11 protein-coding genes are annotated in these 11,945 nt (G+C 67.3%); 7 read left to right on the top strand and 4 right to left on the bottom strand.

Features of this window, described 5'->3' with window-relative positions; genetic code table 11:
* The first annotated feature begins 14 nt into the window (after positions 1 to 14).
* The 6 genes from AC3A6P_RS20900 (at position 15) to AC3A6P_RS20875 (ending at position 4,735) form a co-directional block, all read left to right on the top strand.
* Positions 15 to 395: an ATPase gene (locus tag AC3A6P_RS20900; protein WP_487693633.1), complete on the top strand. Its 381-nt coding sequence runs from the start codon at positions 15 to 17 to the stop codon at positions 393 to 395.
* Between the two features lie 98 nt (positions 396 to 493).
* Positions 494 to 1,012 carry a DUF7700 domain-containing protein gene (locus tag AC3A6P_RS20895; protein ID WP_487693632.1) on the top strand — a complete coding sequence of 173 codons (519 nt, stop codon included), beginning with the start codon at positions 494 to 496 and terminating at the stop codon, positions 1,010 to 1,012.
* Between the two features lie 6 nt (positions 1,013 to 1,018).
* Positions 1,019 to 1,834, top strand: a complete 816-nt coding sequence (locus AC3A6P_RS20890) for a siderophore-interacting protein (protein WP_487693631.1) — start codon at positions 1,019 to 1,021, stop codon at positions 1,832 to 1,834.
* Positions 1,835 to 1,839: 5 nt separating this feature from the next.
* Positions 1,840 to 2,889, top strand: a complete 1,050-nt coding sequence (locus AC3A6P_RS20885) for an iron chelate uptake ABC transporter family permease subunit (protein WP_487693630.1) — start codon at positions 1,840 to 1,842, stop codon at positions 2,887 to 2,889.
* Positions 2,886 to 3,932, top strand: a complete 1,047-nt coding sequence (locus tag AC3A6P_RS20880) for a FecCD family ABC transporter permease (protein ID WP_487693629.1) — start codon at positions 2,886 to 2,888, stop codon at positions 3,930 to 3,932. Before AC3A6P_RS20885 ends, AC3A6P_RS20880 begins: the two co-directional genes overlap by 4 nt.
* Positions 3,929 to 4,735, top strand: a complete 807-nt coding sequence (locus AC3A6P_RS20875) for an ABC transporter ATP-binding protein (RefSeq protein ID WP_487693628.1) — start codon at positions 3,929 to 3,931, stop codon at positions 4,733 to 4,735. Before AC3A6P_RS20880 ends, AC3A6P_RS20875 begins: the two co-directional genes overlap by 4 nt.
* Before the next feature lie 3 nt (positions 4,736 to 4,738).
* On the opposite strand, the gene AC3A6P_RS20870 is transcribed toward AC3A6P_RS20875, so the two are convergent.
* Complete coding sequence (locus tag AC3A6P_RS20870; protein ID WP_487693720.1) at positions 4,739 to 5,659, bottom strand: ABC transporter substrate-binding protein; 921 nt, start codon at positions 5,657 to 5,659, stop codon at positions 4,739 to 4,741.
* 202 nt (positions 5,660 to 5,861) lie between these two features.
* Positions 5,862 to 8,657: a phosphoenolpyruvate carboxylase gene (gene ppc / locus AC3A6P_RS20865; protein WP_487693626.1), complete on the bottom strand. Its 2,796-nt coding sequence runs from the start codon at positions 8,655 to 8,657 to the stop codon at positions 5,862 to 5,864.
* A 167-nt stretch (positions 8,658 to 8,824) separates the two neighbouring features.
* Here ppc and AC3A6P_RS20860 point away from each other — a divergent pair, with 167 nt between their 5' ends.
* A complete protein-coding gene (locus AC3A6P_RS20860) occupies positions 8,825 to 10,618 on the top strand; it encodes an HNH endonuclease signature motif containing protein (protein WP_487693625.1) in 1,794 nt (597 codons plus the stop codon).
* 132 nt (positions 10,619 to 10,750) lie between these two features.
* Here AC3A6P_RS20860 and secG read toward each other — a convergent pair whose 3' ends face one another.
* Entirely contained in the window at positions 10,751 to 10,984 is a 234-nt protein-coding gene (gene secG / locus AC3A6P_RS20855) for a preprotein translocase subunit SecG (RefSeq protein WP_068916689.1), read from the bottom strand.
* Between the two features lie 173 nt (positions 10,985 to 11,157).
* Positions 11,158 to 11,943 (bottom strand): triose-phosphate isomerase, encoded by a 786-nt coding sequence (gene tpiA / locus AC3A6P_RS20850; protein WP_487693624.1) that lies wholly within the window; start codon positions 11,941 to 11,943, stop codon positions 11,158 to 11,160.
* Between the last annotated feature and the right edge of the window lie 2 nt (positions 11,944 to 11,945).

Here is an 11,945-nt window from a genome sequence, read left to right as displayed (position 1 = left end):
GTCATAATGGCGGCATGGCAGACAAAGACGTCACGGCATCGGGGAAACCACGGCCGGCTCAGCAGCGCCTGCGGACGCTCGCGCAGGCAGCGCTGAATGCCGACGTCACGGTCGGTCAGGTGGACACCCTGCTCGCGGGTCTCACCGAGACGCTCGAGGACCTCAACAACTCCACCGACAATCTCGACGCCACCATGGAACGCTTCAACGCCACCATCAGCCGCATCGACGAACTCGCCCCCCGGCTGTTGTCGATGGTCGACCGGCTGGAGGCCATCGTGGACCGGGTGGAGCGGATCGTCGGTGTCGGCGAGGCGGTGGTCTCGCCCATCTCGGCGACGGAGAATGCGGTGCGTGGTGTGGTCAACGCCGTGCGCAGCCGTGCGGGTCTGTAGCGACCGATGAACTTCTGCTACCGAAAAGGCGTAGCAGCCCACCGTTGATCTGCACCGCCGGCCGACGGATGCTGTGCCTTGTCGAAAGGCGGTATCCCATGGCCGAATTCACCTACACCACCACCCGGCTCGGAAAGTTGTACCAGGGTGATCCGCTTCCGGTGGTGATGGAGGCCACCACCTACTACCCCGCGGGCGCAGTGACATTCGGGCTGGAGGGCCGGGCGCTGTACGAGGACGGCGGTGACGCACCGTGGGCCGGCGGCCCCACCCTCCATGTGTTCGACACCGCCTCCGGTCTGGAACACCTGCGGTTCGACGCCTTCCCCGGCGAAGAGCACTACCACTACCTGACTCCGGGTGTGCAGAACCACTGGGTCGGTTTCGACACCGTGGCCGATGGACCGTTTGTGGACTGGATCCTCGAGCGGGTCAGGAACAAACTTCCCGAGCTGCTGAGGTTCGCCGGTGCCACCGCGCTCGCCGACGAGGTCGACCGCGACGTCATCGCCGCCGTTCTCGACGACGTGGAGGCGCATCTGCGCAGCCGTGATCTCCAGCTCGCCGAGGTGGGCGCAAGGGACAAGCCGACAGCGAGGGCGAACACGCTAACGTAAGGGCCGATGAGTTTCTCGTATGCCGCCGTTGTGGAGACGATTCAGCTCAACACACGGCTGGTCCGGATCACTCTCGAGGTAGAAGATCCTGACGTGCTGGACGTGAAACCGGCCGCCGATTCCGCGGTGGGTGTGTACTTCCCCGGTTCCGACGAAGGCCGCAACTATTCGGCGCGGTTTCAGGACGGCGCCCGCATCGACCTCGACATCTTTCTTCACGAGCCCGGTTTGCACTCCGCAGGTCCCGGCACCACCTGGGCATCGGGCACCAGACCGGGTGACCGGGTGGGCGTTGATCATGCCCGTTCGTGGTATCGCCCACCGGCCGACACCGACTGGCAGCTGCTGATCACCGACCTGTCCGGGCTGCCGGCCACCGCGCGCATCATCGAGGCACTGCCCGCCGATGTACCCGCCGTCGCGATAGTCGAAGTGGCCGACGACGACGACCTGACCTACCTGCCGGCCCGGCCGAACGTCACCGTCATCGCCACCGTCGGCACCGGAAACGGCCATGCACCAAGCCTTCTGGCCGAACTGACCCGCGATGTCGAGCTGCCCGCGGGCCGCGGTTACTGCTGGTTCGCCGGGGAGGCCGCGCAGTCCCGGGCGGTCCGCAAGTACGTCCGCGGTCTGGGCTGGACCATCGACCAGTTCGACATCACCGGTTACTGGCGGTTGGACTCCGAGACCTGGGATCAGAAGTTCGCCGCAGTTCAGGACGACGTGCTGGCGGTCTACGAGAAGGCCCTGGCCGACGGCAAAGGCGACAAGGTGGCCTCCGAGGAATTCGACGAGGCGCTCGAGCGGGTTGGTTTGTAGCGCTTGTGATCGCGCAGGCACCGGCACGCACGCCGCCCCCGTCGGCGGCGCGCTACCTGACCGGCAAAGCCAGAATGGCCGGGTTCCTTACTGCGGTGGCCGTACTGGGCGGGATGTGTGTGGTCAGTCTGGCGATCGGCACCGAGAACGTCGCACTGTCCACCGTGTGGCAGGCCGTCACGGATTACCGCGACGTCGGCGACCAGTGGATCGTGCACGATCTGCGCATCCCCCGCACCGTGCTCGCGCTGCTGGTCGGGCTGGCACTCGGACTGGCGGGCACCCTGATCCAAGCGGTCGGCCGGAACCCGCTCGCCGATACCGAGATCCTCGGAATCAACTCCGGTGCAGCCCTTTTTGTGGTCGGTGCCATCGCCTTCCTCGGCGTGCGCGGCGTGATGGGCTACATCTGGTTCGCCTTCGCCGGGGCCCTGTTCGCCATGGTCCTGGTGTACCTCGTCGGGATGACGGGCCGGTCCACGGTGACGCCGGTGCGCGTGCTGCTTGCCGGGGTGGCGATCGCCGCGGTGCTCGACGGTATCGGATTCGCGGTGCGGCTGCGCCATCCGCGGGCGTTCGACAACATGCGCTTCTGGGACGCCGGTGCGCTGGACGGCCGTGCTCTCGACGTGTCGGCGGCCATCGCGCCATTCATCGTCGCCGGGGTGATCCTGTGTGTGGTGGTGGGGCGTTCACTCAATGTCACCGCACTCGGTGAGGACCTGGCCAAGAGCATGGGCGGCAACGTGGTTCGCACGCAGGTGCTCAGTCTGATCGCGGTCACCCTGCTGGCGGGTGCGGCCACCGCGGGCGCGGGGCCCATCGGTTTCGTCGGGCTGATGGTGCCGCACGCCGTGCGCCGGTTCACCGGACCGGATTGGCGCTGGATCCTGGCCTACGCCGTGGTGGTGGCACCGGCGCTGCTGTTGGCCGCCGACATCGTGGGACGTGTGGTCATCCGTCCGGCCGAGCTGCCCGCAGGCATCGTGACGGCGTTCATCGGTGCACCGGTGCTGATCTGGCTGGTGCGCAAGCGTGGGGCGGATCGCACATGACCGCCCTCGATTTCGGCAAGCGCCAGTTCGTGATTCGCCTCGCAGGCACGTCGGCGCGGATGTCCTGGCGAGCGGTGCTCGTCGTGTCGGCGCTGGCGGCCGGCGCGCTGGTGATCGCCGTGCTGGCCATCGGGATCGGCAAGTACGCCATCGAACCGGCTGATGTGCTGGGCGTGCTGGCAGGTACCAACACCTCGTTCGACCGGGTGGTGGTGTTGGAGTGGCGGATGCCGCGGATGTTGATGGCACTGTTGATCGGGGCCGCGCTCGGGGTGTCCGGCGCGATCTTCCAAGCGCTGACCCGTAATCCGTTGGGCAGTCCCGACATCATCGGCATCAACTTCGGCGCCTACACCGGCGCGCTGGTGGTCATCGCGACCGTCGGCGTGGGTTACTTCGCGGTGGCAGCCGGCGCACTGGTCGGTGCGCTGGCCACGGCCGTGCTGGTGTACGCGCTGTCGTATCGCAACGGCCTGGCCGGTTATCGGCTGATCGTGGTCGGCATCGGTGTCAGCGCCGTGCTGAACTCGGTCAACCAGTGGATCGTCATCAAACTCGATTTCCACACTGCGGTCACCGCGTCGGTGTGGCAACAGGGCACGCTCACCGGGCTGAGTTGGACGCAGGTGGTGCCGATGGCGATCTGCCTGGCCGTCATCACCGTGGTCCTGGTCGCGCTGGGTCCTCAGCTTCCGGTCCTGCAGCTCGGCGACGACGCCGCCGGCGCCCTCGGCGTGCGCACCGAACCAACCCGGCTGGCTTACCTGGGTGTGGGCGTCGCACTGGTCGCACTGGCCTGTGCGGCAGCCGGTCCCATCACGTTCATCGCGTTGGCGGCCCCGCAGATCGCCCGTCGGCTCACCGCGACACCCGGCGTGGGTCTGGTGCCCTCGGCCGCGATGGGGGCGGTGCTGCTGCTGATCGGCGACGTCATCGCCCAGCGTCTGTTGCCCGGCAATGAACTTCCGGTCGGCGCCGTCACGGTGTCACTCGGCGGTGCCTACCTGATCTCCCTCCTCATCACCCAGGCAAGGAAACGATGAGCAACTCCCGGCTGCGCACCGAGCAGCTCACCATCGGCTACGACGGAAAGACGGTGATCACCGACCTGACGGTCGACATCCCGGACGGCCGGGTCACCGCGATCGTCGGGCCCAACGCGTGCGGCAAGTCAACGCTGCTGCGCGGTCTGGCGCGGTTGCTGAAACCGTCTTCCGGGCAGGTGATCCTGGACGGCGCCGATATCAACGGCCTGCACACCAAGGAGGTGGCCCGGCGGCTCGGCCTGCTCCCCCAGACCTCCATCGCACCCGAAGGCATCACCGTGGCCGATCTGGTGTCCCGCGGCCGTTTTCCGCATCAGAAGGTGTTGCGCCAGTGGGCCCGTGAGGACGCCGACGCGGTGGCCGAGGCCATGCGCGCCACCGCCGTCGAGGAGTTGTCGGGGCGCCTGGTCGATGAACTGTCCGGCGGCCAGCGCCAGCGGGTGTGGGTGGCGATGGTGCTGGCCCAGGAGACGCCATTGGTGCTGCTCGACGAGCCCACCACCTACCTCGACATCGCCCACCAGGTCGAGCTGCTGGATCTGTTCGCCAAGCTCAACCGCGAACAGGACCGCACCGTGGTGGCGGTGTTGCACGACCTCAACCACGCCTGCCGCTACGCCGACCACATCATCGCCATGAAGGCGGGAACTATTGTGGCCCAAGGCGATCCGACGGACGTCATCACCGAGGACCTGGTGGGCGAGGTCTACGGCCTGGCCTGCCAGATCATCGACGACCCGCAGACGGGGACGCCGCTGGTGGTTCCCAGGGCGTCACCTCATCTGCGGATGCGGCGGTGATGCTCAGGCGTTGGCCAGATCCTGCACCGGCCGGCCGTTCAAGGCGTTGGCCAGCTGCGGGGTCAGCACATCGAGGGCGTACAGCAGCGCATCGGGACCGCTATAGGTCAGTGCCCCACTGAGGTTCGACTCGAAGGTGGTGTAGAGCGTGCGGTCCTCGGTCACCACCGGCAGCCGCGCGAACGCCGGCGAAGCCACCATCTGCTCCTTGGTGGCGCCGTTGACGAACAGCACGTCGCGGTTGAGCAGGTCCAGCTTCTCCTCGCTGACATCACCGTCGATCTCCTGGGTCGCGAAACCCAGTGCGGTGAACAGCGATCGGCGCGGGTCGTTCTCCGGCAGCAGCCAGTGCCCGCCGCTTTCCGGGCCGAAATCCACCACCAGTGTCTTGCCGGCGAATTCGGGGTTGGCGGTCTTGGCCTCATCGATGCGGCCCTGCACCTTGTCGACCAATTCCTTGGCCTGGTCTTCTTTACCGAGTGCCTTGCCGGTGGTCAGCAGCTGCACATCCCACGGGGTTTCCTCGTCGGCGTAGTCGGCCGACTGGATCACCGTCGGCGCGATCTGGGAGAGCCGGTCGTAGGTCTGCTGGTCGATGGTCTCGTAGATGGCGAAGATGACGTCCGGCTTCTCCGCGGCGATCGCTTCGAAGTCGATCTCGTCGGCGCCCCAGGTGGGGATCGGCTTGTCGCCGGTGGCGGCCTTCACCCACGGGTAGTCGTTGTACTCCTCGAAGAACTCGCGGCTGGCGACGGGAACGACGCCGAACGGAAGAACGAAGTCCTGGTCGGTCCACCCCACGGTCACCACCCGGGCCGGGTTGGCCGGGACGACCGTCTCGCCGAACTTGTGGCTGATGGTGACACCTTCGGGCGCCGCTTCGCCACCGGACTGGCCGCTGTCCGACGAACTACATCCGCTGATCAGGCCGATCAGCAGTATCAGACCGGCAATCCAGCGCAGCGCGCCGGGCCCCCCGCTTCTCACGTTCAAGACCTACTCCTTCAACCTAGCGCCATTGCACTAGGGATGTTAGAGCAGCCTAACCAAATGACAACCCCTATGTCTCACAGCAAGTTGACAGGAAAGGGCTGTGGCGCAACTACTTTGACGCACCTGTCAACGGTTACCCGCTGTTGCGCAGGGCGGTGGCCAACCCGCTCATGGTGAGCAGAATGCCGCGCTGCACCCGTTCGTCGGTGGCTCCGGATCGGTACTGTCGCAGCAGTTCGACCTGCAGATGGTTCAGCGGTTCCAGGTACGGGAACCGGTTGAACACCGAACGCGCCAGCGCCGGATTGTCGGCCAGCAGGTCGTCGTGACCCGTGATCGCCTTGTGCATGGCGATGGTGCGCTGGTGCTCAGCAGCGATCTTGTCGAACACCCGGTGCCGCAGCGCCTCGTCCTCGACCAACTCGGAGTAGCGCGACGCCAGGCCCATGTCCGATTTGGCCAGCACCTGCGCCATGTTGGACAGCACGGTGCGGAAGAACGGCCAGCGCCGGTAGAAGTCCTGCAGGACTTCCAGCCGTCCGTCACCCTGGGCGATCCAGTCGGCGAACGCGGTGCCGGTTCCGTACCACCCGGGCAGCATCACCCGTGACTGGCTCCAGGCCAGCACCCACGGGATGGCCCGCAGATCGGAGATCGAGGTGGTGGGTTTACGCGAGGTGGGCCGGCTGCCGATGTTCAGCGCGCCGATCTCGCTGACCGGTGTCGACGCCTTGAAGTACTCCACGAAGCCCGGTGTCTCATGGACCAATTCGGCATAAGCGCGTTGAGCGCGGGCCGCCAGGTCGTCGAGCACCTCATAGGCCGCCTCGGCGGCGTCACCGAGGCCTTCGATGTCCAGCAGCGTCGACTCCAGCGTCGCGGCCACCAGGGTCTCCAGGTTCCGGTGCGCGATCCGGGGCTCGGCGTACTTGGCGGCGATGATCTCGCCCTGCTCGGTGATCCGCAGCGAGCCACGCACCGCACCGGGCGGCTGCGCCAGGATGGCGTCATAGCTGGGCCCCCCACCACGACCGACGGTGCCGCCACGGCCGTGGAACAACCGCATCCGGATCCCGGTCTTGGCCGCCATCTCCACGAGGTCGAGCTCCGCGCGGTACAGCGCCCAGTTCGCGGCGAGATACCCGCCGTCCTTGTTGGAGTCCGAGTAGCCGAGCATGACCTCCTGGCTCTCGCCGCGGGCGTGCACCATCGCGCGGTAGAGCGGGATGTCGAGGACCGCCTCCATGATGGCGGCGCCGTGCTGCAGATCGTCGATGGTCTCGAACAGCGGCACGATGCCGACGGGGCTGTACGGCGACTCCTCTGAGGCGTCCAGCAGGCCGGCTTCCTTCAGCAGCAGCGCGGCCTCGAGCATGTCCGACACCGACTGGCACATCGAGATGATGTAGTTGGGCACCGCGCTGGGACCGAAGACCGCAACCGCCCGCGCCGCGGCCCGCACGATGTCGAGTTCCTTGCGCGCCAGTTCCGACAACTCGGCATGCTCGCCGGTCAGCGGTCGTCGTGTGCTCAGCTCACTCACCAGCAGCGCCACCCGCTCCTGCTCGGGAAGTGATGCATAGTCAGGGTGCACCCCGGCCCAGGCCAGCAGTTCGGCGACCACCTCTTCGTGCACCTCGGAGTTCTGCCGCATGTCCAGCCCCGACAGATGGAAGCCGAAGACGTGCACCGCCTCGCGGAGCCGGGCCAGCCGGTCGTCGGCGAGCAGGGCGCTGCCGTGGGCGCGCAACGACGCGTCCACGGTGTCCAGGTCGGCCACCAACTCGGCGGGGTTGTCGTAGCGGTCGAGCCCGATGTCCAGCAGATGTTCCGGTTGCCGGTCCAGCACCTCGGCGGCGGTGGCGGTGAGCCGGGCGTGGATCACCCGCAACGCCCGCCGGTACGGTTCGTCGGCGCGCGCCGGTTCGTGACACATATCGGCCAGGGCAGCGAGCTCAGGGCTGATCTCGACCAGCCGCGCCGACATGGAGAGTTCTTCCTCGAGCGCCGTCAACTCGGTGAAGTAGTGCGCGAATGCCGTGTAGGCCGCGCTGCCGGTGGCCAGCCGCACCACCTCGGCCGTGACGTTCGGATTGCCGTCGCGGTCACCGCCGATCCACGACCCCGGCCGCAGAATCGGTGCGGGCAGCAGGTCGGCCTCGGGCCAGCGGGCGCGCAGCGCCTGGCGCACCTCGGCGTTCACCTTGGGGATCACATCGAAGAACGCCGCCGGGTAGTACCGCAGCCCGGTTTCGATCTCGTCCTGGATCTTGAGCCGGGACAACCGGATCAGTGCGGTCTGCCAGAGCATGAGGATCTGCCTGCGCAGTTCGACGTCGATCGGCGCGCCGTCGGCCGTGGACGTCAGCCCGGCGGCGTGCAGGCGCATCAGCTCGGTGATGCGGTGCTGGGTGTCGAAGATGGTGCGGCGCCGCGTCTCGGTGGGGTGCGCGGTGATCACCGGCGATACCAGCGCGCCGGTCAACGCGTCGGCCACCGTTGCCGCGTCCAGCTCGGCGGCATCGAGTTTCAGGTAGGTGGCGGCCAGGCTGCTGTTCTGCGGCGGCTCCCCCGCCGCCACGTGGATTGCCCGCCGGCGCTCCCGGTGGATGTCCTCGGCGACGTTGGCCAGCAGCGCGAAATGGGTGAAGGCGCGGATCACCGGGATGGCTTTCTTGGCCTCGATCCCGTCGAACATCTGCGCCAGCTCTGCGCGGTCGATCTCCGAGCGGCGCACCCGGAACGACTCCACCCGGGCCCGCTCGACGAGATCGAAGATCTCGTCGCCGTTCTGGTCGCGCACCGTGTCGCCGAGCATCGCGCCGAGCAGGCGGATGTCCTCTCGCATCGGTTCGGTGGCCTCCCGTCCGACCTGGGTGCGGCGTACCGCGCCGATCGGTTCCAGTGCGGTGTCGGAAGGTTCAACCATGGCCACGATTATCGACGACACGACGTAGGTGCGCCCGCCGGCGTTCGCCGGTGACCGAGCGCGCCCCTACACACCTGGTTGTGGATGAGTTTCAGACTGTGGACAACTCGGCGGTTTGGCAGTTCGGCACGGCTCGGGCGTCGGCGCCCGCTGGCATGATCGAACGCATGTTCGATGATTTGCCAGATCGCGCCGGTCTCGCCGACGCCGCCTCTGCGGTGGCGGCGATCCAGAGCTATGTGCGCGCCGAGGCGTTCATGGCGGCCCGGGTGCGGCAGGCGGTGGCGGTACTGATGCGCATCCGGGAGGCTGAAGCCTCCGAGGAGCGCCAACGCTGGGTGGTCGATGCGTGGGCCTCCACCAGCCACGAAGTCGGTTTGGCCGCGGGGATCAGCGCACGCCGCGCGTCGGGAGTAATGCGTCAGGCGCATGCCCTGTCGGTTCGATTCCCCCGGCTCGGCACCCTGCTGCAGGACGGGGTCATCAACGCCCGGGTGGCCGCGATCATCGTCTGGCGCACCGGGTTGGTCGACAACACAGCCGTCGCCGCCAAGATCGACGCCGCCCTGGCCGAACGCGCCGAAGGATTCGGGGTGCTCTCCGATGACGATCTGGAACTGGCCATCGACGCGGTGATCGAAGAACACGATCCCGCCGCCTCGCGCCGCTACCGGGACGCCGCCAAGAATCTGGATGTGCAGTTCGGCAAACTCGACGACGCCGCCGGCACCCGCAGCGTGCACGGCCGGGTGTCGGCGGTAGCGGCTGAAACGGCGCGGCAGGTGTTGGCCGCATTGGTGGCCACGGTGTGCAAGCAGGACCCGCGCTCCCAGGGGCAGTTGCGGGCAGCGGCGTTCGAAGCGCATTTCGCCGGTCAGAATCGGTTGATGTGCCAGTGCGGCACCCCGGACTGCCCGGCCGCCGATGCCAACTATCGCAATGTGAGCAATGTCGTCATCCATGTGCTCGCCGATCCCGACACCGTGCTGGCCGCCCTTGAAGAAGCCGCCGACTACGCCGCGAGTCAGCCACCCCTACCCACCGATGCCGCTGCGGAGGCCGCCGACACTGCCGATCCGTTCGCGTGGCTGACCGCCACGCCCGAACCGAACGACGGTGACGAGGAACCACCGTGGGTCACAGCCCAAACCCGTGCTGCGATCGCTAACGACGAACGCGACCACCCAGACTCCACTGCACCTCAACCCTCAGACCGCGGCCCCGCCGCGGTCGGAAACGGGCCGCCTGCAACATCTTCGGACGCGGCGGATGCTCAGCGTCAACCGGACGGCCACCCGCCACCCCCACCGCAACCCGAACCATCACCGAGGCGGTGGTGTCGGGCGGCGGTCATGCTCGGCGCCCGCGAGGTGATTCCGACGCCGTTGCTGGCCGAGCTGATTCGCAAGGGCGCCAGACTGGAAGCCCTGCCAACTCCCGCGGACGCGAGCGAGGGTGGCCGTTATCCATCTCCAAAGTTGCGGCGCTGGCTGCTGTGCCGCGATATGACCTGCCGGATGCCCGGCTGCTCCCGACCGGCCGAGTACGCCGATGTCGACCACACCATCTCCCACCCAGCCGGGCCCACCCACCCGTCCAACCTGAAGTGCTACTGCCGCCTCTGCCATCTGTTGAAAACCTTCTGGGACGGCCCCGACGGCTGGCGCGAGGTCCAGCATCCCGACGGCAGCATCACCGTGATCGCCCCAACGGGCCACACCCATATCGGCCACCCCACCAGCCGACTCCTCTTCCCCGGCTGGGACACCACCACCGCCGAACTACCACCGTCGTCAGCGCCATCGCCGAAGGCCACCAACCGCGGACTGAAGATGCCCAAACGCAGCCGCACCCGCGCCGAAGACAACGCTCAACGCATCAAAGCCGAACGAGAACGCAACGCCGCCCGCCGCCACGCCGAACGTGAACCCAACACCAAAGAAGACCGGCCCCCACCGTGACGGTAGCGCCGATGGGTCGCAACGGTGAGTCATGCCTGCGGCGCACAGCTACCCGTTGTCGAAGGTGGTCGGTCACCAAAGCAAAACGCCGCCGAATGGTGCTCCCATTCGACGGCGCTTTGAAAGGCTGGTTTAGCCGTACTTGATCTGCAGGCCCACACCGATGATGGAGACCACCCAGATGCCGGTCACGAACAGCGTGAGCCGGTCGAGGTTCTTCTCCACCACCGTCGAACCGGACAGGCTGGACTGCACACCGCCACCGAACAGCGTCGACAGGCCGCCACCCTTGGCACGGTGCAGCAGCACCAACAGCACCACCAGCAGGCTGGTGACGATGAGGACGATCTGCAGGGCCAATTCCATGGTGGTCACCTTACATGGTGGGGATTTGGAGGTGAAAACCGCCGGTCAACGGGCAATTACGCTGCCTACGGCAGGGGTCCGCCCGCGGCACCGTCTCCACGCCGCGTCTCGAACGCTGCCTACGGCAGGGGTCCGCCCGCGGCACCATCTCCACGCCGCGTCTCGAACGCTGCCTACGGCAGGGGTCCGCCCGCGGCGATTGCCGACAGCGTGGCGAACTGCTCACCGTCCAGCGAGGCGCCGCCCACCAGGGCACCGTCCACGTCCTTCTGCGCGACGATCTCGCCGACGTTCTTGGCGTTGACCGAACCGCCGTAGAGCACGCGCACGCTGTCCGCGATCTCCGCAGAGCTGAGCTCCACGAGTTCCTTACGGATGGCGGCGCAGACTTCCTGGGCGTCGGCGGCGCTGGCCACCCGGCCGGTGCCGATGGCCCACACGGGCTCATAGGCGATGACCACCGACGCGATCTGCTCGGCGGACAGCCCAGCCAGCGACGCCTTCAACTGCGCGACGTTGTAGTCGACGTGGTTTCCGGCCTCGCGAACGTCCAAGCCCTCGCCGATGCAGACGATCGGGGTCAGGCCGTGCTTCAGCGCGGCCGCAGCCTTGGCGGCCACCAGCGCGTCGTCCTCATGGTGGTACGTGCGCCGCTCGGAGTGCCCGACGACGACGAACGTGCACCCGAGCTTGGCCAGGAACGCGCCGCTGATCTCGCCGGTGTAGGCACCCGAGTCATGCTGCGACACATCCTGGCCGCCGTAGGTCAGCCGCAGTTTGTCCCCGTCCACCAGCGTCTGCACGCTGCGCAGATCGGTGAACGGCGGAATGACGGTGACGTCGACTTTGTCGAAGTACTTGTCCGGCAACGAGAATGCGATCTTCTGCACCAGAGCGATGGCCTCGAAGTGGTTGAGGTTCATCTTCCAGTTGCCGGCTATCAACGGCTTACGGGCCATGA

The organism is Mycobacterium sp. Soil_C_30 (assembly GCF_057656995.1).
The sequence above is the reverse complement of the archived record's forward strand: the minus strand, read 5'-3'. Positions and strand labels throughout refer to the sequence as shown.

Excerpts from the sequence above, each read along its gene's own strand:
- AC3A6P_RS20900 (WP_487693633.1), top strand. The coding sequence starts at position 15 with ATGGCAGACAAAGACGTCACGGCATCGGGGAAACCACGGCCGGCTCAG.
- AC3A6P_RS20895 (WP_487693632.1), top strand. The coding sequence starts at position 494 with ATGGCCGAATTCACCTACACCACCACCCGGCTCGGAAAGTTGTACCAG.
- AC3A6P_RS20890 (WP_487693631.1), top strand. The coding sequence starts at position 1,019 with ATGAGTTTCTCGTATGCCGCCGTTGTGGAGACGATTCAGCTCAACACA.
- AC3A6P_RS20880 (WP_487693629.1), top strand. The coding sequence starts at position 2,886 with ATGACCGCCCTCGATTTCGGCAAGCGCCAGTTCGTGATTCGCCTCGCA.
- AC3A6P_RS20875 (WP_487693628.1), top strand. The coding sequence starts at position 3,929 with ATGAGCAACTCCCGGCTGCGCACCGAGCAGCTCACCATCGGCTACGAC.
- ppc (WP_487693626.1), bottom strand. The coding sequence starts at position 8,657 with ATGGTTGAACCTTCCGACACCGCACTGGAACCGATCGGCGCGGTACGC.
- AC3A6P_RS20860 (WP_487693625.1), top strand. The coding sequence starts at position 8,825 with ATGTTCGATGATTTGCCAGATCGCGCCGGTCTCGCCGACGCCGCCTCT.
- secG (WP_068916689.1), bottom strand. The coding sequence starts at position 10,984 with ATGGAATTGGCCCTGCAGATCGTCCTCATCGTCACCAGCCTGCTGGTG.
- tpiA (WP_487693624.1), bottom strand. The coding sequence starts at position 11,943 with ATGGCCCGTAAGCCGTTGATAGCCGGCAACTGGAAGATGAACCTCAAC.